Origin of the sequence: Ensifer adhaerens (genome assembly GCF_013283195.1) — a bacterium.
In the GTDB taxonomy this organism is placed as follows: Bacteria; Pseudomonadota; Alphaproteobacteria; order Rhizobiales; family Rhizobiaceae; genus Ensifer; species Ensifer adhaerens_G.
Genome location: NZ_JABEKT010000004.1, coordinates 355991 through 375647, shown reverse-complemented (window position 1 = coordinate 375647; position 19657 = coordinate 355991). Strand labels below are relative to the sequence as shown.

Annotated in this window: 16 protein-coding genes; 4 read left to right on the top strand and 12 right to left on the bottom strand. The window is 63.1% G+C overall.

The window, feature by feature from the left end; genetic code table 11:
• Positions 1–70 precede the first annotated feature (70 nt).
• Genes LPJGGPFB_RS28240 through LPJGGPFB_RS28230 form a run of 3 tightly spaced genes read right to left on the bottom strand, consistent with a single transcriptional unit; the run spans position 71 to position 4661 of the window.
• On the bottom strand, positions 71–1411 hold the full coding sequence (locus LPJGGPFB_RS28240; RefSeq protein WP_173423245.1) for a sigma-54-dependent transcriptional regulator: 1341 nt from the start codon (positions 1409–1411) through the stop codon (positions 71–73).
• The gene (locus tag LPJGGPFB_RS28235) at positions 1408–3312 is read right to left on the bottom strand and encodes an ATP-binding protein (RefSeq protein WP_173423244.1); all 1905 of its coding nucleotides are present in this window, start codon (positions 3310–3312) and stop codon (positions 1408–1410) included. Before LPJGGPFB_RS28235 ends, LPJGGPFB_RS28240 begins: the two co-directional genes overlap by 4 nt.
• Positions 3312–4661 carry an ABC transporter substrate-binding protein gene (locus LPJGGPFB_RS28230; RefSeq protein ID WP_173423243.1) on the bottom strand — a complete coding sequence of 450 codons (1350 nt, stop codon included), beginning with the start codon at positions 4659–4661 and terminating at the stop codon, positions 3312–3314. The genes LPJGGPFB_RS28235 and LPJGGPFB_RS28230 overlap by 1 nt, the downstream gene beginning before the upstream one ends.
• Positions 4662–5161: 500 nt before the next feature.
• Between LPJGGPFB_RS28230 and LPJGGPFB_RS28225 the strand changes: the two genes are divergently transcribed.
• A complete protein-coding gene (locus LPJGGPFB_RS28225; protein ID WP_173423242.1) occupies positions 5162–6976 on the top strand; it encodes an ABC transporter ATP-binding protein in 1815 nt (604 codons plus the stop codon).
• Positions 6977–7094: 118 nt separating this feature from the next.
• Here the strand turns inward: LPJGGPFB_RS28225 and LPJGGPFB_RS28220 are convergent, their stop codons facing one another.
• From LPJGGPFB_RS28220 to LPJGGPFB_RS28200, 5 genes are all read right to left on the bottom strand, one after another.
• Entirely contained in the window at positions 7095–8303 is a 1209-nt protein-coding gene (locus tag LPJGGPFB_RS28220; protein WP_173423241.1) for a TIGR03862 family flavoprotein, read from the bottom strand.
• An 82-nt stretch (positions 8304–8385) separates the two neighbouring features.
• The gene (locus tag LPJGGPFB_RS28215; RefSeq protein ID WP_173423240.1) at positions 8386–9459 is read right to left on the bottom strand and encodes an amino acid ABC transporter permease; all 1074 of its coding nucleotides are present in this window, start codon (positions 9457–9459) and stop codon (positions 8386–8388) included.
• Positions 9456–10646 (bottom strand): amino acid ABC transporter permease, encoded by a 1191-nt coding sequence (locus tag LPJGGPFB_RS28210; protein ID WP_173423239.1) that lies wholly within the window; start codon positions 10644–10646, stop codon positions 9456–9458. The genes LPJGGPFB_RS28215 and LPJGGPFB_RS28210 overlap by 4 nt, the downstream gene beginning before the upstream one ends.
• 19 nt (positions 10647–10665) lie before the next feature.
• Complete coding sequence (locus LPJGGPFB_RS28205) at positions 10666–11709, bottom strand: amino acid ABC transporter substrate-binding protein (RefSeq protein WP_173423238.1); 1044 nt, start codon at positions 11707–11709, stop codon at positions 10666–10668.
• A gap of 206 nt (positions 11710–11915) precedes the next feature.
• Positions 11916–12194 (bottom strand): hypothetical protein, encoded by a 279-nt coding sequence (locus tag LPJGGPFB_RS28200; protein WP_173423237.1) that lies wholly within the window; start codon positions 12192–12194, stop codon positions 11916–11918.
• 123 nt (positions 12195–12317) lie between these two features.
• Between LPJGGPFB_RS28200 and LPJGGPFB_RS28195 the strand changes: the two genes are divergently transcribed.
• The 3 genes from LPJGGPFB_RS28195 (at position 12318) to LPJGGPFB_RS28185 (ending at position 15471) form a co-directional block, all read left to right on the top strand.
• Complete coding sequence (locus tag LPJGGPFB_RS28195) at positions 12318–13355, top strand: DUF930 domain-containing protein (RefSeq protein WP_173423236.1); 1038 nt, start codon at positions 12318–12320, stop codon at positions 13353–13355.
• Positions 13356–13523: 168 nt separating this feature from the next.
• A complete protein-coding gene (locus LPJGGPFB_RS28190; RefSeq protein WP_173423235.1) occupies positions 13524–14579 on the top strand; it encodes a P1 family peptidase in 1056 nt (351 codons plus the stop codon).
• Positions 14580–14604: 25 nt separating this feature from the next.
• Positions 14605–15471, top strand: a complete 867-nt coding sequence (locus tag LPJGGPFB_RS28185; protein WP_173423234.1) for a D-amino-acid transaminase — start codon at positions 14605–14607, stop codon at positions 15469–15471.
• Between the two features lie 72 nt (positions 15472–15543).
• Here LPJGGPFB_RS28185 and LPJGGPFB_RS28180 read toward each other — a convergent pair whose 3' ends face one another.
• From LPJGGPFB_RS28180 to LPJGGPFB_RS28165, 4 genes are all read right to left on the bottom strand, one after another.
• Complete coding sequence (locus LPJGGPFB_RS28180; protein ID WP_173423233.1) at positions 15544–16446, bottom strand: LysR substrate-binding domain-containing protein; 903 nt, start codon at positions 16444–16446, stop codon at positions 15544–15546.
• Positions 16447–16533: 87 nt separating this feature from the next.
• Positions 16534–18048 carry a serine hydrolase domain-containing protein gene (locus LPJGGPFB_RS28175; protein ID WP_173423232.1) on the bottom strand — a complete coding sequence of 505 codons (1515 nt, stop codon included), beginning with the start codon at positions 18046–18048 and terminating at the stop codon, positions 16534–16536.
• A gap of 39 nt (positions 18049–18087) precedes the next feature.
• Positions 18088–18828 carry an ABC transporter ATP-binding protein gene (locus tag LPJGGPFB_RS28170; RefSeq protein ID WP_173423231.1) on the bottom strand — a complete coding sequence of 247 codons (741 nt, stop codon included), beginning with the start codon at positions 18826–18828 and terminating at the stop codon, positions 18088–18090.
• Positions 18825–19655 carry an ABC transporter ATP-binding protein gene (locus tag LPJGGPFB_RS28165; protein ID WP_173423230.1) on the bottom strand — a complete coding sequence of 277 codons (831 nt, stop codon included), beginning with the start codon at positions 19653–19655 and terminating at the stop codon, positions 18825–18827. The genes LPJGGPFB_RS28170 and LPJGGPFB_RS28165 overlap by 4 nt, the downstream gene beginning before the upstream one ends.
• Positions 19656–19657: the final 2 nt, after the last annotated feature.

The window sequence follows — 19657 nt, the reverse complement described above, 5'->3', positions numbered from 1 at the left end:
AGGGGTTCGCATTGCGCTTTGGGTAAAAACGGTAACATCCCGGCAAGACCGTGGGGTCAAACCGGTAACATCACCCGGCGTCACCATCATTCTGGGCAGCGATGTCGAATTTGCGCATCTTGAGGTAGAGCGTCTTGCGGGAAATGCCGAGCGCATCTGCGGTCGCGCCGACGCGGCCGTCGTTTCTGGCGAGGCTGTCGAGCAGGATGGCGCGCTCCAGCCGGTCCATCTGCACCTCCAGCGTCTCGCCGCTTGACGTCGCCCGGTCGAGCTCGGACCGATCCTCAAGCCCGAGCACGAAGCGCTCCGCGACGTTGCGCAACTCGCGAACGTTTCCCGGCCATGGCCTGCCATTAAGATCGGCCAGAAGTTCGGCGCTTACCCGTGGCGGCGTGCGGCCCTGCCTACGGGCGGCGAGCCCGAGGAAATGCTGGAACAGTAGGCCGACGTCGCCCTTGCGTTGCGCCAGCGGCGGCAATTCTACGCGGGCGATGTCGAGGCGGTAGGCCAGATCCTCGCGGAAATCGCCCTTCTTTGCCGCCGCGTGCAGATCCGCCTTGGTCGCCGCCACGACGCGCATGTCGACCGGCAGCTCGATATTGGAGCCGAGCCGCTCGATGACGCGCTCCTGCAGCACGCGCAGCAACCGCACCTGGGCGGCAAGCGGCATCGATTCGATCTCGTCGAGGAAAAGCGTGCCGCCGTCGGCGTATTCGATCTTGCCGATGCGCTTTTCGCGCGCGCCGGTAAAGGCGCCGGCTTCGTGGCCGAAGAGTTCGGATTCCAGAATGGTTTCGGGGATGGCGCCGCAGTTGACCGCAACGAAACGCCCCTTGCGCCCGCTGAAATCGTGGAGCGCGCGTGCCGTCACTTCCTTGCCGGTGCCGGTCTCGCCGATGATGAGCGCATCGGTCGCCGCTGCCGCAATCCGCTTCAGCTTTTCGCGCAATGCCACCATGGGCGCTGAATGCCCGATCAGGCGCGTTTCCCAGCCATCGTCATCGACCGACAGCCGCAGCCGCCGGTTTTCGAGCAGCAGGCGGCGATGTTCGCGGGCGCGCCGTACGGTTTCGATGAGATGCACGGGATCGGCGGGCTTCTCCAGAAAATCCCAGGCGCCGTCGCGCATGGCGCGAAGGGCCATCGGGATGTCGCCATGGCCCGACATCAGTATGATCGGGATGTCCTGGTCGATCTTGCGCACAGCTGCAACCAGATCGAAGCCATCATGATCCGGCATGCGCACGTCGGAAACGATGACGGCGCGGCTGTCGGCGCAAAGGCCCGTTAGCGCCGATGCCACCGAACCGTGCGGGGATACGCTGAAATCTTCCAGTTCGAGCACCTGGCAACAGGCGTCAAGCACGCTGGCATCGTCGTCGATCAGGATGATATCCGGGTCCAACGTCATTGCGGGCCTTTCAGGGATACGAGGAATTGGGTGCCATGCACACCGGTCTCAAGGATCGAGATCTCGCCGCCGAAGTCCTTGACGATGTTGTAGGAAATGGAAAGACCGAGACCGAGACCGGTGCCGACTGGTTTGGTGGTAAAGAACGGGTCGAAGACCGCGGCAACGTCATCAGCGGCAATGCCGCTGCCGGTGTCGCCAACGATGAGTCGGGCATCGGCGCCTGCCTGTTCGATCGTCGCATGTACCCGGCGTACGGGCCTGTCTTTGATAGCGTCCAGGGCATTGCCGATGAGATTGACCGCCACCTGTTCCAGCCGCACAGGTTCGGCCATGACCATGACCGCGGCGTCCTCCGGCAGGCGCAATTGCATTTCGACAGCCTCTTCCTCGAACCTGTGTTCAAGCAGACTGAATGCGTCACGGACGGCAGCGGTCAGATCGACCGGCCGCAACTGCGCGTCGGGTCGGCGGGCAAAGCGGCGGATATGGCTGATCTGGTCGGCCATGCGCCCGGTCAATCCCTTCATCTTGTCGAGATTGGTGACCGCCTGCTCGCCCTTGCCGCGTCCGATCAGCGTCGTGGCGCTATGGATATGTGCCCGAAGGGCTGCCAGTGGCTGATTGAGCTCGTGGCCGATGCCCGCCGCCATCTGTCCGAGGGCGGCGAGTTTTGCCGACTGGATCAATTCGTCGCGGGTCTGGCGGAAGAGAACCAGGGCATGGGCGAGATCGCCGAGTTCGTCCGCCTCTGCTGCCGGGATGGCGGTTGCCGGACGCCCGCTGCTGATCGCGCCGGCAGCGGCCGAAAGCAGCCGGATGCGCGCCAGCAGATTGCGGTAGACGTAGAAGAAGCCGATCGCTGTCGCCAGCAGCACCGCGAGAATGGCGATCGCCAAGAGCAGGCTGCGGCCGGTTTCGATCGCGGTGGCGGCGCGCTGCGCGGCGGCGGCGGCGCTCGCCTCGATCGCCACGACTTCTGTTTCGATCCTGCGTGCGAGATCGTCGACAAGGCGGCCGTTCTGAGCGGCAAGTTCGGAGAGCTTTGCCGCCTCGATCATTTCCGAACGCTTGCGATTGGGGATACCCGTCGACACGTCGGACTGGTCGAGAATGCGGCGCGCCAGCTGGCGGACGGTGATGCTATCCGGCCAGTTTTCGAGGCTGGCGATGCGGCTTGCAAGGTCGTCGGCGCTGTCGCCGAGAAAGGCGTTGGTTTCCTGAATTTCCTCTTGCGTGGTGGCGTTGACGAGCCTGCCGATCAGCCCGGTGGCGAGGTTTGCCTGCGACACCGCCGTCAACAGGGCCTCGCTCTTTTGCTGTTCCGCAAGCGCTGCAGCCCCGTGGCCGTTGCGGGTCTCGGCTTCGATGTTGAAGCGAATATCGTCGACGAGCGGATCAGCTTCCTCGAGCAGGTCCGCCTGGACCCAACGCAACTCGTCGATGTCGGAACGCATCGCTTCGCGAAGAGTGAAGCGCTTGCCGGCGGCAAGGTCGATCTTGTTGAGGTTCTCGCCGATCGCTTCTGCCAGCGGTAAGAGGTCGGTCGCATCCGACTTCGGCCCGCTTTCCCCGAGCAGCGATCGAAGCGTCAGCAGGCGCGCGGCGTAGCTGCTGCGAATCTCGTTGTACTCCGCACGTGTTTCGGCTCCAGCGAGAACCGTGGTGACCGAACCGATATCCGCGCCCGCCTTCGACAGCCGCGAGGCGAAAGCGAGCTGCGGCATCTGGTCTTCGGCAATTCGAGACAGTTCGCCCGACAGCCGTTCATAAGACAGCCAGCCAACCAGGCAAGCGCCAACGGCGAGGCCGACGATGGCGACGAAGGCCAGGATAAGGCGTGCACCGATACCGAAGCGCCAGCGGCGGATGTCGCCCGCAGGCGCTATCGATTGGCTCATCATTGCCGCCATGGCGTCAGGTCCGCCGCCGGCCGCCCGACAGAGGACAGAAGCATTTCGGCCGTCGCCAGGTTCCGCTCGATCGTGGCCCGCAGCCTCTGCGTCATCGCCGTATGCGCCGGTGAACGGGCGATACTGCGCGGCCACTCGGCCTTCAGCGCTTCGTCCGCGTTTTCGACGTCACTTGCTGAAAGCGGCGGCGTGGCGAGCAGGCGCCGGGCTCTTGCGAGCATACTGCGCTGTTGCGCGTCCTCGATCTCGATCGCTTCCAGGTCCGTCACCCTCTTCCAAAGCCGGGCAAGCGTTGCGCGGCGGCGCACGATATAGTCGTCGAAGATCAGATTGACGAGACCATAACGGCGCGCCGACAGCGCCGCATCGAAACCACTGTACTTCAACAGGCCGTCACCGCTTTCCTGCGGCAGCAGGTCCTTGTTGAGCGCGGGGTTGAGCGGGATGCGGGAGACGGTCGGCAGCAACAGCACCTTCTGGCCGTCTTCCGACAGGACGAAATCGATGAAGCGCTCGGCGGCCGGAACATTGCGCGCCCGCGACAAGATCGCGATGCTGGCCGGCACGAAAACGGTATCGGGCGGCAGGATGAAGACGTTGCCAGCGTCGGCGAATTCAGGTGCATTGGCGAGGAAGTCGATGGTGATGCCGATGCTGAAGCGCCTTTGGGCGACACCGGATGCAACCCCGAAACTGCGAGCTGTGACGGTCGACAGATTGCCGCCGAGCTGGGACAGCATCGCCCAGCCCTTTTCCCAGCCGTAGGTCTGCAGCAGCGCTTCGACGATCAGATGGGTGGTGCCGGATCGCGACGGCGTGGTGATGCCGATCTGTCCGGAATAAACGGGGTTCAAAAGGTCCTGCCAGTCCCGCGGCACCGGCAGCTTGTTCTGGGCGAGGTAGGATTGGTTGTAGACGAAGCCATATCCGGACAGGGCAAAGCCTAGATAATAGCCCTCGGGATCGTTGACGGGGTAGCCGAAGACCTTCTCCGCGGCGCCTGTCTGGCGCGGTGCGATGGGCCGCAGTTCGCCGCTGCGCTTCAACAGTTCGAAAGCATCGGTCGCCGAGGCCCAGAAGATGTCGGCCGGCACATCGGTCTTCTCCATGACGAAGCGCGTGGCACTTGCCGTGTTGCGCTGGATGATCGACAGGCGGATATCAGGGTTTGCAGTCTCGAATGCACGCCGAAACGGCTCGAAGAAGGATGGCGGGTAGGAGGTGACGATCACCAGATCCTGTTTTTCGGCGGCACGCGCGGCGGTCACGAGCATGGCGAGGCCGGCAAAAGCCAGCAGCCGCAACGCCGCAAGAATGACGAACCGAAACTTCAGCACTTTACGTCACCACGACCGGCGCCAGCTCTTTCTGGAAAAAGCCCGCGCGGTCCCTCCCTCTTTGTCGGCGTCCCGGCGGGTTGATCTCGCCATCGGTCGACGGGTCACTTTTCTACGAAGACCGTCCCGTCGTAAACCCCGACAGGCCTCCATACACTGTTGCAATCGGGCCGCACCGGTTGCACTTTGGCAGCATGGCTAGATTTCCTCGCTTGGCGGTTGCGGGCGATTCGCCTATAACCCGACTTCCGGCAACAGATCAGGGAGGTTTCAGATGCCAGCTTATTCTTTCTCCCTACGGGGCGGCGTACAGTTCTGAAAGTGACGCTGGAGAGTATCGCTCTTTAGCTCTTTCAAGTCAGAACATGTCTCGCTGACTTTGGCCTTCCCTCAATGCGGAAGCGACCAATCGTTGATGCCGATCGGAAACCGTTTCCCTTTTCGGCATGTTTCATTGACTAGAATTTTGAGGCCAACGCTCGATGCGTTGGGCAATCACTATGGCTTTTACTCGTTTCGCCTTGCGCGGCGGTGCGTTCCGCAGCGTTCTCGGTTTCACCTGGGTTCATTGGAAGCGCCAGCCGCTTCGCCTTTCCTTCATCCTCGGCGCCGTTATGCTGTCGACGATCGCCGATGTACTCACGCCGCTTTACTCCGGTCGGCTGGTTGACGCGGTCGTGACAGGTGCCGCCTCCGACCAGGTCGCGTGGGATGCAGCCCTGGCTGCATTCTGGACGATGACGGCGCTGTCGCTCGGTGCCATCATTTTCCGGCACTTCACCTTCATGGGCGTCGTCGACCTGACGCTGAAGATGATGTCCGACATCGCCTCGGCCGCCTTCTTCCGCATTCAGCGCTTCTCGTCCGACTGGCATGCCAACAGCTTTGCCGGCTCGACGGTTCGCAAGGTGACGCGCGGCATGTGGGCGCTCGACCTGCTCAACGACACGCTGCTGATCGCGCTGTTTCCCTCTATTATCATGCTGGTCGGCTCGACGGCGCTGATGGCGTGGTACTGGCCGATGATGGGTGTCATCATTGGTGTCGGCTCGCTCATCTTCATCGCGGCGACCGTCCTGTTGTCGCTGGGCTATGTCGCGCCGATGGCGCGGCTCGCCAACAGCTGGGATACCAAGCTCGGCGGCTCGCTTGCCGATGCCGTCAGCTGCAACAACGTCGTCAAGGGCTTTGGCGCGGAAGCGCGCGAAGATGCGCGCCTCGTCAAGGTGATCACAAAATGGCGTGACCGCACGAGCCGCACCTGGGTTCGTGGCACGGTGAACGGCACGACACAGGGTGCATTGTTGCTCGTCCTGCGCGCCGCCGTTATCGGCTTTGCGCTGTTTCTCTGGTCGAAAGGGCAGGCGACGGCTGGCGACATCACCTTTGTACTGACCTCCTTCTTCATCCTGCAGGGGTACCTGCGTGAAGTGGGCATGCACATCCGCAACCTGCAGCGGTCGGTCAACGACATGGAAGAGCTGGTGGACATTCACGCCCAGCCCCTCGGTATCGAAGACAAGCATGGCGCCAAGCCGATCCGTATCACCGATGGCCGCATCGAATTCAACGATGTGACCTTCCACTACGGTGCCCACCGCAAGCCGCTCTACGACCGGTTCTCGGTGACGATCCCGGCGGGCGAGCGTGTCGGCCTTGTCGGGCACTCTGGCTCGGGCAAGACGACGTTCGTCAAGCTGATCCAGCGCCTGCATGACCTGAAGTCCGGTGAAATCCGGATCGACGGCCAGGATATCGCGGGCGTTGCCCAGGCGTCGCTGCGCCAGCAGATCGCGATCGTCCAGCAGGAGCCGATCCTGTTCCACCGCTCGCTTGCGGAAAACATCGCCTATGCCCGGCCGACGGCGACGCAAGCCGAGATCGAGAAGGCGGCAAAGCTTGCGAGCGCCCATGACTTCATCACCGGCCTGCCGAAAGGCTATGGCACGCTGGTGGGTGAACGTGGGGTGAAGCTCTCGGGTGGCGAGCGCCAGCGCATTGCGATTGCCCGGGCGTTCCTTGCGGATGCACCGATCCTGATCCTGGATGAGGCAACGTCGAGCCTCGATTCGGAATCGGAAGTGCTGATCCAGCAGGCGATGGAACGGCTGATGCTCGGTCGCACAACCCTTGTGATCGCCCATCGGCTGTCGACGGTGCGCGCGCTCGACCGGTTGCTGGTGTTCAGCCATGGCCGGATCGCGGAAGAGGGCACACACGAGGCGCTCATCCGCCTCGACGGCGGCATCTACCGCGGCCTGTTCGAGCGGCAGGCTCTGGAACTGACCAAGGGCCTGGTGCTCAACGACAGCTGAGGCTGATGCATAACCGCTGAAACGCAAGACGCCGGCACCCGAGTGTGCCGGCGTCTTGCGTTTGTCTTCTGGTCTCGGCGGTAAGGGCGATGCCGCCTTGCAGGTTTCGTGACTATGCCTATCGCCGCAGCCAGGCGTCGATGCCGCGCGCGGCGGCGCGGCCCATGGCGAAACAGGCGGTGAGCAGGTAGCCGCCGGTTGGCGCTTCCCAGTCGATCATCTCGCCCGCGACGAAAACACCCGGAAGCGCCTTCAGCATGTAAGTCTCGTCCACGGCGCTCCACCGTACGCCGCCGGCCGAGGAAATCGCCTCGGCGATCGGGCGGGTCCTAAGGACAGTGATCGGCAACGCCTTTATCAGATCGGCGAGAGCTTTCGGGTCGGCGCGCGACGCGTCGGGCGCGATCTCGCGCAGCAACGCCGATTTGACGCCTTCCAGTCCTGCGCCCTTGCGCAGCCGGTTGGAAAAACTCGCCTTGCCGTCCTGGCGCGCCAGGTCTTTCGCCAGCCGCTCGCCGGTACGGCCGGGTGCGAGATCGATGGTCAGCACTGCACTTCCATCAGCTTCCAGCCGATCGCGCAACTCGGCCGCATGCGCATAGACGAGGCTGCCCTCGATGCCGTGCCGGGAGATGACGAATTCGCCGGGAATGGTGCCCGCATTCGACGTCGCGGTCACGGATTTCAGCGCTTCGCCGGCAAAACGCTCTCGGAATGGATCGCTCCAGGCAACGTCGAAACCGCAATTGGCGGGACGGAAATCGGCAATTTCGACGCCGACTTCCTTTAGAGCCTCAAGCCAACTCGCATTGGACCCGAGCCGCGGATAGCTGGCGCCGCCGAGTGCGAGCAACACGGCGTCGCAATGGACGATCTTGCGTCCATCCGGTGTGTCGAAGGTCAGGGCGGATCCGTCAAAGCCTGTCCATCTGTGCCGCGTCAGGATCCGCACCCCTTGCGCTTCCAGGCGTTTGATCCAGGCGCGCAGCAGCGGCGACGCTTTCATGGCCTTTGGAAAGACACGGCCGGAGGAGCCGACGAAGGTTTCCGTGCCGAGATCGTCCGCCCAGGCGCGCACGTCCGCCGGTGTGAAGGCGTCGAGTGCGCTTCGCATGGCCTTCGACGCTTCGCCGAAACGATCGGCAAACTGCTGAAAGTCTTCGGAATGGGTGATGTTGAGCCCGGATTTGCCGGCGAGCAGAAACTTGCGCGCGACGGTCGGCATGCTGTCATAGACCGTCACTGAATGGTCCTGCAGAGACAGGATCTCTGCAGCCATCAGCCCACTCGGCCCTCCGCCGATGATCGCGATTTCGCTTCGTTTCATGCGCTCGTCCGGCATCCGATTCTGTTGACGCCACTCTTGGCGCGTCAGTGCGCCGCGCGCAAGGCGGTGTGAACGCGCCGCTTCAATGGCGGGCGGCGTCGTTCAGACGTTTCTCGAGCCAGATGCTGTAGCGCGATCCGGTGAAGCAGATGGCGAAGTAGACCACGGCGGCAAAGACATAGGCTTCGGTGTAAAAGCCGAGCCATGTCGGATCGGTGGCCGAGGTCCTTGCCGCGTTCAGCAGGTCATAGATGCCGATCACGGCCAGGAGCGACGTGTTGAGCACGATGCCGATCGAGAGATTGACGATCGCCGGGATGACGGCGCGAAGTGCCTGGGGAAGAACGACAAGGCGGATCGTCTGGATATAGCCAAGGCCAAGCGAAAGCGCTGCTTCGCGCTGCCCCCACGGCACCACCTGCAGTCCGGCGCGGATGACTTCGGCAAGATAGGCCGAAAAGAACAGCGTCACGCCGATCTGCGCGCGCAAGAGCTTGTCGATTGCAGCGCCGCTCGGCAGCGCGAGCGGAACGATCAGCATTGCCACATAGAGGACCGCGATCATCGGCACGCCGCGCAGCGTCTCGATGAAGGCGATCGCGAGCGTCCTGACGATGCCCATGCTTGACTGCCGGGCAAGCGCCAGCAGGAGCGCGATCGGAAACGCAAAGGCAAGACCGGCGATCGAGACCACCAGGGTGATCGGAAGACCACCCCAATTGTTGGTCGACACCTGAGGCGGCGTCAGCGTGCCGGCCATCAGCAGCCAGCTGAAGACGAGTGCGGCGATCCACAGCGGCACCAGCCGGAAACTCCAGAAACGCGGCAATGCCGACAGCACAAGCAAGGCGATCACCACCACGACGACAAGCGCGGGACGCCATTGCAGGTCCGGTGGGTAGAACGCAAAGAGGATGAAGCGCAGCTTGGCGCCGATGAAAGCCCAGCAAGCGCCGGCGCCGTCGACGGCGCACTCCCCAGCCGTTCCGGTCCACACCGCGTCGAAGATTGCCCAGCGCAAGAAGGGCTGCAGAAGCCAGACGAAGGCGCCGAGAGCTGCGAGCGTGATGAGGCTGTTGCCCCAGCCGCCGAAGAGGCCGCTGCGCCAGCGATGCCAGTCTGGTGCTGTTGGTGGTGGCAGTTCGATGTGGCTCATCGCCGCAACTCCCCGCGAAGCACGACGCGCCGGTTATAGAGGTTCATCAGGGCGGACACCGAAAGGCTGAGCGTGAGATAGACCGCCGCGATGATGCAGATGGCTTCGAGAGCCTGGCCGGTGGTATTGGCAGTGGTGTTGGCGACGCTGACGATATCAGGGTAACCGATGGCGACGGCGAGGCTCGAATTCTTGGTCAGGTCGAGAAAGCTTGAGATCATCAGTGGCGTGATGACGCGCAACGCTTGCGGCAGGACGACGAGGCGCAGGATCTGCGCGGGGCTCAGCCCAAGCGCGCGCGCGGCTTCCCATTGGCCCGATTTCACCGACTGGATGCCGCTGCGCACGATCTCGGAAATTGAAGCCGAGGCGTTGACGACAAGACCGATCAGAAGCGCGAAGAACTCCGGCGTCAGCGAAAGGCCGCCCTTGATGTTGAAGCCACCCTTGGCCGGCAGATCGACGGTGGCCGCAAGACCGAAGGAGGTGAGCGCAAAACTGCAAACGATAAGCGACCCGAGCACGGTCACGGCGGCCTTCGGCATGTAGAACGCAGCCCCGGTCAGCAGACGCCGGGCGAGCGACAGCGACGCATAGGCAGTCAGCAGGATCGCCGGCAGCCAGATCGCCCAGGAGAGGCCGTGCAGCGAGACGGACGGGACGTAGACGCCGCGATTGCTGAGATAGACGCTGTCAAGGAAGGCATAGGCGCCGCGCGGTGGCGGCAGCGCGTGGATGATTGCGCTCCAGAGGAAGAGCTGGAGTAGGAGCGGCGTGTTGCGCAGCAGCTCGACATAGGCGTGCACGAAGGTCGCCAGCAGCAGGTTGCCGGACAGGCGGGCGATGCCGAGGGCAACCCCGAGCACCGTGGCGAGCACACAGCCGACCATGGCGACCTTGACGGTGTTGGCAAGGCCGGCCGCAAGTGCGCGGGCGTAGGTATCTCCCGCCGCATAGGGAAATACGGTCTCACCGATTTCGAAGTTCGCCTGATGGAAGAGAAAGCCGAAGCCGGGCGTCAGACCCATGCGTTGCATGCTGTCGGCGGTGTTGGAGCCGAAGAGGGCAAAGATCGCAAGCACGCCGGCAAACAGGAGAAGCTGTTGAAACGGCAATGGCCCGAGCCAGGTGCGCAGGCGTGAGGGAAAGCCGGGCCCTTGAGGGCCCGGTTGAAGAGTGGATGTCATCGCAGATACCGACAAGGGCTCAACGGAACGGCGGCGAATAGAGAAGGCCGCCAGCGGTCCAGGGCTGGTTGTAGCCGCGGTCGAAATTGAGCGGCGTGCCCTTGCCGACATTGCGGTCGAAGATCTCGCCGTAGTTTCCGACCGCCTTGACGATGTTGTAGGCAAACTTCGGATCAAGACCGATGGCTTCGCCGAGCGACGGATCGACGCCGAGGAAGCGCTTGATGCCCGGATCTTCGCTGGTGAGGAAGCTGTCGACATTCTTCTGGGTAATACCGAATTCTTCCGCCTGGATGGTGGCGTAGACGGTCCAGTTGACGATTTCGAGCCACTGGTCGTCGCCGGCGCGGATGGCCGGTGCCAGCGGTTCCTTCGACAGGCGCTCAGGCAGAAGCACGTAGTCGTCCGGCTTCGTCAGCTGCGTGCGCTTGGCGGCAAGGTCGGTGGCGTCCTGGGTCAGCGCGTCGACGCGACCGGAATCGAGCGCCTTCAGGAATTCGCCGGTCTCTTCGATCGTGACTGGCGTGAAGGTCTTGCCGGTCTTGCGGAAGAAGTCGGCGATGTTCAGCTCTCCGGTCGTGCCGCTCTGAACCCCGATCGTCGCGCCGTCGAGTTCCTCACCCTTGCCGACGCCGAGATCCTTGCGCACCAAGAGACCCTGGCCGTCGTAGAAGACCACCGGGCCGAAGTGGAAGCCGAGCTTGAAGGCTCTGGTCACGGTCTGGGTGACGCCGGAGAGCAGGATGTCGAACTCGCCTGACTGCAGAGCGGGAAGCCGCTGCTGCGGCGAGGAGTTGGTGAACTCGACCTTCTCGGCATCGTTGAAGACGGTGACGGCAAGGGCCCGTCCGAAATCGACGAAGAAGCCCTGCCAGCGGCCGCTGCTATCAGGCGTGAAGAAGCCCGGCGTGGTGCCGACGCCGACCTTGATGAGGCCACGCGCCTTGATCTTGTCGAGGGTTTCGCCGGCAAGCGCCGACGACGCGATCAACGCCGCCGTAAGGGCTGCCGTCGCTGCAAATGCCTTTGTGAAAAATCGGCTTCGTGTGGAATTGCGCTGCATGAAGAGGCTCCTGGCCATGATGTTCGTCCGTCGCGCCGCCCGTCAAATCCAGGGCCGCAACTCCGGAGAGTTTTAAATCTATAGAAAATATAGAATAGGGATGAATGTGCTGAATCTCCGCGATTGCGGGAAGAAATTTCCGATCTCAATTGAAAATGGCGGCGATGTCAGCTTCGAGGTGAAGCGGCCACGCTTCTCGGCGTCCGCTACGGGCGGCGAGACGATGAGGGTTTAGCTCTTTGCATTTTTTTCGACAGGGTCATTCCAGACCCCTTGGTGGCGGCGATGCAGGAAAAGACACCCGGAGCGAGCAACAAGAGGGCAGGCCCCTCGCCGTCGCAATACGTCGTACCGACGATTGCTAGTCCAACAATTCCGAGAAGTGGACGCTTGACGACATAGACCAGCCATAGAGAGCCGAGCATGGCGAGCGCCATGATCGGTAGGCCGACAAGCAAAGCAATGAAAATCTGCCCGGTTTCCACGAGGCCTCCCGTCTGCGCCACAGGACGACGTCCCATATTTAAAGTCCGGGCCAGCACGCAATAATTCCGTCAGATTTGGCGCGCACCTAGCTTCCGCCCCTGTGCTCTATTATCTCGTAGGCGATGCAGCTGTTTTCCGAAAAATGGTGGGAGAAGATAAGATGGGGCACGCCGGTCTCGGTGGGCCTGCATCTGCTCGTGATCGTTCTCGTGCTGTTTCGCTTGCCGCAGGAAACGCCCAAGCCTGAGGGCGAGCAGAGCATCAACGTCGAAATCGTGCCGCCGCCGCAGCCAAAGCAGGCAGAAAAGCCCAAGCAGCAGGTGCAGCCGAAGAAGGTAGAGCCGAAGAAGGAACAGCCGAAGCCCCAGCCAGCACCTGCCCGCCAACAGCCACAGGCGTTCGAATCGGCCGCCGCCAAGATCAAGCAAGAGGCCAAGGTCGCTGAGCTTCCACCGACCGCCAAAGCTGAGAAGAAGGATGCGGTAAACGAGGCGAAGAAAGCGGCCGCCGATGATGCGACTGCGACGCTGAAGGCTGCGAAAGAGGAGGCCAAGGCGCAGAAGCAGCCGGAGGTGAAAGATCCGCAACAGCAGCAGCTTGCTGTTCTTTCAAGCTCCACCAACGGTGACAAGAGTGCTGTCGAGAACAAGCCGGCGGCCAAGACGGAGGCCGAAAAGGCGGTGCCAAAGGCTGATCCGGTGCCGGTGCGCAAGCCGTCGGACGACAAGGAGAAGGGTGACGCAACCGAAGGCAAGGCCGAGGCCAAGGCGAAGCTGCCCGCGGACAGTTTTGTCGAGGCGAAGGAGCTCTTTTCGGCAAAATCGATCGCCGATCCACGCGTCAAGCAGGCAATGGGGCAGCTGCCGGTCAAGAAGCGCATCCTCCAGCTTTGCAGCATCGAGGCGCTGGAGCAGATCCGCAATCAGCGGCCAAGGGATTTTCCTGACATGCTCGTGCCGTTCGGGCCTTCCGGCGGGTTCATCGGCAAGGAACAGATCGACGCGAGCGGCGGCGCCTACCGCAGCAAGGGCACCTGGTACGACGTCAACTTCAAGTGCAAGGTCAACCTCGAGACGGTCGAGGTTGTTTCCTTCAGCTACGCGATTGGTGGCGTCGTGCCGGAGGCAAGCTGGAAGAGCCGCAAGCTGCCGCCGAACTGAGGCGGTCCGCGTTCCATTGCGCGAGATATCAGGTCGTCTTGCGGACTTCTCATAGAACTATTCCATTTTTGCGATGCCGTTTTCTCGCGGGGCGGAGTAGCTTCCAGCCAATCAAGGCGACGGTCGTGTGCAACCGATCGCCCTCTGGCAAAATGGGGAAACGGCCACATGGCGGCAAATGAGCGTCAGAGACTTCGCGATCTCGGATTTCGTCCTGGCGTCTACGAGACCGGTGGGCTGAATGCGATCACCGACGTTGCCGGCGTTGCCGTTGGCCATGCGACCATCGTCGAGGACGACAGGATCCGTACCGGGGCAACCGTCATCCTTCCTCACTCCGGTAACATGTTTCAGGACAAGGTGCCGGCCGCGCTCGCGGTCCTCAACGGCTTCGGCAAGTTTGTCGGCTCCACCCAGATCGCAGAGCTGGGCGAACTTGAAACACCAATCGTTTTGACCAATACGCTCGCGACCGGCCGGGCGATCGAGGCGATCAACCGCTGGACACTGGCCCAGCCGGGCAACGAAAAGGTCGTGTCACTCAATGCCGTCGTCGGCGAGACGAATGACAGCCGATTGAACGATATCCGCGCCGGACGCCCAACGGTCGATGAGATCGGCCTGGCGCTTGCTGCGGCTGAACCCGGCCCGGTCGAGGAGGGCGCCGTCGGCGCCGGCACCGGCACGGTCGCCTTCGGTCTCAAGGGCGGGATCGGCACGAGTTCCCGTCGCGTAAAGGCGGCGGGTGAGATCTTCACCGTCGGTGTGCTGGTGCAGTCCAACTATGGCGGCAGACTGCTGGTCTGCGGCCAGCCTTACGACGCGCCGTCGGGACATGATCGTGACGGCTCGATCGTCATCGTCGTCGCAACCGACGCGCCGCTGTCGGCCCGCAACCTGAAACGGTTGGCCGAGCGCGCCTTTGGCGGGCTGTCCCGCACGGGTGCTGCCCTCAGCAACGGGTCCGGAGACTATTCGCTGGCATTCTCGACCGCAGAATCCGTCCGGCGCACGCGCGAGCGACGCGCCGCGATCTCCGGATATCCCGATCTGCCGAACGACCTGATCTCACCGCTGTTCGAAGCGACGATCGAGGCCGCCGAAGAGGCGATCCTCAATTCGCTGGTCACGGCGCAATCCACGAGCGGCTTCAACGCCGCCACCGGCAAGGCAAGTTCGGTCGAGGCGATCTCGCTTGATCGGCTTGCAGCCCTCAAGGCCTAATTCTCTTCCCTCAGACGGAGTTCCCATGTCCAACCCGACCGGCCGTATCGTTTACCTGAACGGCGAGTTCGTTTCCGAGAACGCGGCCCATCTTTCGGTCTTCGACCGCGGCTTCCTGTTCGGCGACGGCATCTACGAAGTGACCGCCGTGCTGGAAGGCAAGCTGATCGACAGTGCGCTGCACATGGCACGGCTCGAACGCTCCGCCCGCGAGATCGATGTGCCGCTCCCGGTGTCGGTTGCCGAGATCGTCGAGATCGAGCGGCGGCTGGTGCGCGACAACAACCTCACCGAGGGCGTCGTCTATCTGCAGCTGACGCGGGGTGCCGAGGATCGCAATTTCCTGTTTTCAGGCGACATCAAGCCGACGCTGCTGCTCTTTACCCAGGTCAAGACGCTGGAACATGTGGCTGCCGTCGACAAGGGGGTTTCCGTCAAGTCGGTCGCCGACCAGCGCTGGGCGCGACGCGATATCAAGAGCGTGTGTCTCTTACCGCAGGTGATGGCCAAGCGCATCGCCAAGGCCGAAGGCTGCGACGAAGCCTGGATGATCGAGGACGGCTTTGTCACGGAAGGAGCATCTTCGACTGCCTATATCGTCACCGACGACGGCCGGATCGTGACGCGCGGCAACAGCAATGCCACGCTGCCCGGCTGCACCCGGCTTGCCGCGCTGGAGCTGGCGCGCGAGCAAGGGCTGACGGTCGAGGAGCGGCCGTTTACGCTGGAGGAGGCGCTCTCTGCCCGCGAGGCCTGCCTGACGAGCGCGTCGAACTTCGTCGTTCCGGTGACGCGCATCGACGGAAAGCCTGTCGGTGACGGCAAGCCCGGGCCGATGGTCAGGCGCTTGCGTGAGCTCTACCTGGAGAATGCCCGTCGGACGGCAATCTAGCCGTCTGTGGATCGCTTTGAACGGTCGAGGGTATGAAGCGCATCCTGACGGGAGCCGCTTCATATCTTCCCTTCAAGCGGCAACCGTCTCCTGCGATTGCCAGATCCGCCCGACGACCGGGCGCCGATTGTCCTTGGCGCGGTAAACCCGGATTTCGACGCTGATATCCCAACGCGGGTCGGCGGCGCGCACCAGCGCGCCGGACGCCAACTCGGCGACCATCAGGCTTTCCGGCACCCAGGCGATGCCCCAGCCGGCCTGCGCCATCGCCTTCAGGCCGACGGACATGCTGCCCTCATGCACCCGCTGGAACGGCGGCAGGTCGGCGCCGACCAATTCACCCAGCAATTGCCCGAAGAACGACGATTTCTCATAGCTGATGTGGGGGAAAGGCTTCGTGCCGCCCTCCAGGAGGTGTGCGGCCGCTCCGGTGTCGTTGGGGGCTGAAACCGGAATGATCTTTTCGTGGCCGAGCGAGCGGTGCTCGAACGCCTGCGGGTCAAGCAGCAGCGGCACCTGCGTATGGGCATAGGTCAGAAGGAAATCGCAGGAACCGTCGACCAGCGAGTTGAGGTTCTCTTCCATGCTGCCGGAATCCGGGCGCAGCCGCGAAAACACCGGGCCGGCCTTCCTGTTGATCCGGTTCATCCAGTCGGGAAAGAAGGTGAAGGAGAGCGTGTGGAGCGCGGTCACCTTGATCGTCTTGGCGTCCGAGCCTTCTTCCTTCTGCAGGTTGCGCCGCGACTGGTAGAGATGCTGCAGTGTCTCCTGCGCCACCGGCACGAATTTCTGGCCCGCCTCGGTCAATCGCGAAGGGTAGGTGGCGCGATCGACGAGGCTGGCGCCAACCCAGGCCTCCAGCTGCTTGATCCGGCGGCTGAAAGCGGATTGCGTCACGTTCCGTTCGTCGGCCGCCTTGGAGAAATTGAGCGTGCTCGCCAGTGCCAGAAAGTCTTCGAGCCACTTGATTTCCACAGCATGCACTCCTGAAAGACGTCACTCCCCGCCTTGCAGCGGGAGCATGACCCCTTTTAGGCACTGTTCGACAGGCTTCAACAAAAATCAGCCCCGACGGTGGTATTCCATCATCCGCGCGCGATTGAGCACCAGTTCCACCCTGTTGTCGTCGAGCACATGGAGGCATACACGCTTCGTCCACGGACCGTCATGGAGGGTGAAGAGGTAGCGGCCGTTGCCGAGCGCCGTGAGTGGCATCACGTGGCGCACCGGGCCAACCCCCATCACCACCGCGCCATCGCGGACTTCGAACTCAGCATCCTCTGAGGAACGCCATGTGCCGGCAAGCGATACAGGCACCATTTGGTCAACGGCGACCGGCAGGAAGTGTCGTGCCGCATGACCGGCCTCGCCGACGAGCGCCGATCCCTCCAGCCGCAACCGCATCGGCGAGGAGGCAGAGCGCGACGATACCCAGCCGTCGCCGTCGTCATAGAGCGTATCGTCGGCATCGAGATAGGTGCAGACGCTGCCCTTGATCTCCAGCCACCACGGCCCCCGTTCGGTCACATAGAGACCGTCGCGAATGCCGGTCGCCGGAGTCGGCAGCGGCAAGCCGGTCAACGCCGCCATGCTTTCGAGCGCGATCTTGTTGCCGTTGGTGTCCTCGCGGTTGGAGACGACGACGAAGCCCGAGCGGTTTTCCGGGTCGATGAGGAAATAAGTCTTGTAGCCCGGATGCGAGCCGCCATGGCCGACGAAGTTGCGCTCACCGAGTGTCGAAAGGCGTAGGCCGAGGCTGTAGCCGCTCGGCCGCCCATCTGCCAGAAAGCGTGTCGCCTGCAACATCTCCAGCACGCCTTCGAAATGGCCCTGGCCGCGCATCAACGCCTGCAGCCAGGCCGTCAGCGCATTGGCGCTCCCCGTCAGGCTGCCGGAAGCCGAGATATGCAGGCCGGCGGCGGAAAGCTGCCACCGTTCGCCATTGTGCCAATAGCCGGGCGCCAGGCCCGCGACCGGATCGTTCCAGACGTCGGGCGCCTTGAAGGTGACGCCGAGTGGCCCGGCAACCTCGCTCTGGATGAAGTCGTCGAAGTTGAAGCCGCGGTGCTCCAGCGCCGCCTCGACGAGGCGATAGCCGGTGTTGGAATAGGAAACTTCGCTGCCGGCATCGAAATTCAGCCGCCGCAACCGTGCCAAGAACGCCAGAAGTGGAGCAGCCTCGGTCTCGGTGTAGACGGAGAGGCCAAGCAGCGACAGGCATTCGCGCGTGTCCGGCAGACCGCCGCTCATGTCGAGCGCCTGGCCGACCGTCACGTCGGCAAGCGGCGAGGCGAGTTCCGGCAGATGCTGGCCGAGCGGATCGTCGAGCTTGATGATGTCCTCATGTTGAAGAACCATGGCACAGAAGAAGTGCTTGGTGACGGAGGCGTAGCGCACGACGCTGTCGGCCGAAAACGGCGTGAGCGTCGACAGGCTCTCGACGCCGCGCGCATGCGAAAAGCGGATGCCGCTCTCATCGAAGCCGATGACGGCGCCACCCGGTTCGTTCTCCGCCCACTGCCTGGCGAAAGCTTCGGCGGTGGCGGATGCGGCGTGCCAATCGAGATGTGCCGGCATGATGTCTTCCATTGTGCTTGTTGTCACGAAGGGCTGAAGTCAGGCCGGTTCTTCCAGCCCGACGCTCAGCGTGCGCAGTTCCGTCGTATGGGCGTGGCTTGTCTTGCCTACACGCAGATCCTGCGCGCTCAGTTGTTCGACCATCTCGCCGTTCAGCATCACACCCACCTGACCACAGAGATGGGCGATGACGGCGAGGTTGTGGCTGACGAGAATGTAGGTGAGACCGCGCGCCTCGCGAAGGTCGGACAGGAGATTGAGGATTTCCGCCTGCACCGAGACGTCCAGCGCGCTCGTCGGCTCGTCGAGCAGCAGCACCTGCGGATCGGCAATCAAGGCGCGCGCGATCGCCACGCGCTGGCGCTGGCCGCCGGACAGCTGATGTGGAAAGCGGAAGCGGGCGGCCTGCGGCAGGGCCACGTCGGACAGCGCCTGGACGATACGCTTGTCGATGTTGTCCATGCCGTGCACCAGCGGCAATTCGCTGAGAATGCGGTCGATCGTCTGGCGTGGGTGCAGGGAGCCGTAAGGGTCCTGGAACACCATCTGCACTCGGCGGAAAAAGCCCGGCGGACGTTTCAGCGCGGCCGGCTCGCCGCCGAAGGCGATGCGGCCTTCCCAGCTTTCGTTGAGCCCGGCCATCGCCCTGAGGATGGTGGACTTGCCCGAGCCGCTTTCGCCGACGATGCCGAAGCTCTCGCCCTTCTTCACCGAAAACGAGACACCTTTGACGACCTCGCGGTCACCGAACCTTATGCGGAGATTTTCAACGTCGATCATGCGGTGAGCCACGAAGCATCGCGGTTGAGAACAGGCAGCCGGTCCCTGGGATGCGTAAGGGAGGGCATGCAGTTGAGGAGCCCCTTGGTATAGGGATGGCGCGCGTTCAGCAGTTCCGAGGCTTTCAATTCTTCCATGACCCGTCCGGAATACATGACGGCGACGCGGTCGCAGAAATGCGAGACGAGCGGCAGGTCGTGGCTGATCAAAATGAGGCCCATGTTGCGCTCCGAGACCAATTCTTCGATCAGCCGCAGGATTTCTGCCTGCACGGTCGCGTCGAGCGCGCTCGTCGGTTCGTCGGCGATCAGCAGTTCCGGGTCGGGCGCCAGCATCATCGCAATCATCACCCGCTGGCCCATGCCGCCCGAGACCTCGTGCGGGTAGGAGGCGGCGACTTCGCGCGGGTTGCGGATCTTGACCTGGTCGAGAAGGTGGATCGCCGCCTCGAGCGCCTGCTTCTTGCTGCCGCCCTTGTGGGCGCGCCAGGCTTCAGACACCTGCCGGCCGATGTTCATCACCGGGTTCAGTGAGTATTTCGGGTCCTGCAGGATGAAGCCCGCCCGCTTGCCGCGGATCTGGCGCATCTGCGTTTCCGAGGCGGCGAGCACGTCGATACCGTCGAAAGAGAGCCGATCGGCAGTAATGGCGGCATTGGATGGCAAGAGCTTCATCAACGCCCGAGCCGTCAGGCTCTTGCCCGAGCCGCTCTCGCCGACGATGCCGAGTTTCTCCGCGCCGAGCGAAAGCGAGATGCCGCGCACGGCCTCGAAGCGGGAGGAGCGGTTCTCGAAGGCGATGCGAAGGTTCTGGATATCAACCAGCATGG

Coding starts and splice junctions, on each gene's coding strand:
- LPJGGPFB_RS28240 (WP_173423245.1), bottom strand. CDS start 1,411: ATGACGTTGGACCCGGATATCATCCTGATCGACGACGATGCCAGCGTG.
- LPJGGPFB_RS28235 (WP_173423244.1), bottom strand. CDS start 3,312: ATGAGCCAATCGATAGCGCCTGCGGGCGACATCCGCCGCTGGCGCTTC.
- LPJGGPFB_RS28225 (WP_173423242.1), top strand. CDS start 5,162: ATGGCTTTTACTCGTTTCGCCTTGCGCGGCGGTGCGTTCCGCAGCGTT.
- LPJGGPFB_RS28220 (WP_173423241.1), bottom strand. CDS start 8,303: ATGAAACGAAGCGAAATCGCGATCATCGGCGGAGGGCCGAGTGGGCTG.
- LPJGGPFB_RS28215 (WP_173423240.1), bottom strand. CDS start 9,459: ATGAGCCACATCGAACTGCCACCACCAACAGCACCAGACTGGCATCGC.
- LPJGGPFB_RS28210 (WP_173423239.1), bottom strand. CDS start 10,646: ATGACATCCACTCTTCAACCGGGCCCTCAAGGGCCCGGCTTTCCCTCA.
- LPJGGPFB_RS28205 (WP_173423238.1), bottom strand. CDS start 11,709: ATGCAGCGCAATTCCACACGAAGCCGATTTTTCACAAAGGCATTTGCA.
- LPJGGPFB_RS28195 (WP_173423236.1), top strand. CDS start 12,318: ATGCAGCTGTTTTCCGAAAAATGGTGGGAGAAGATAAGATGGGGCACG.
- LPJGGPFB_RS28190 (WP_173423235.1), top strand. CDS start 13,524: ATGGCGGCAAATGAGCGTCAGAGACTTCGCGATCTCGGATTTCGTCCT.
- LPJGGPFB_RS28185 (WP_173423234.1), top strand. CDS start 14,605: ATGTCCAACCCGACCGGCCGTATCGTTTACCTGAACGGCGAGTTCGTT.
- LPJGGPFB_RS28175 (WP_173423232.1), bottom strand. CDS start 18,048: ATGCCGGCACATCTCGATTGGCACGCCGCATCCGCCACCGCCGAAGCT.
- LPJGGPFB_RS28170 (WP_173423231.1), bottom strand. CDS start 18,828: ATGATCGACGTTGAAAATCTCCGCATAAGGTTCGGTGACCGCGAGGTC.
- LPJGGPFB_RS28165 (WP_173423230.1), bottom strand. CDS start 19,655: ATGCTGGTTGATATCCAGAACCTTCGCATCGCCTTCGAGAACCGCTCC.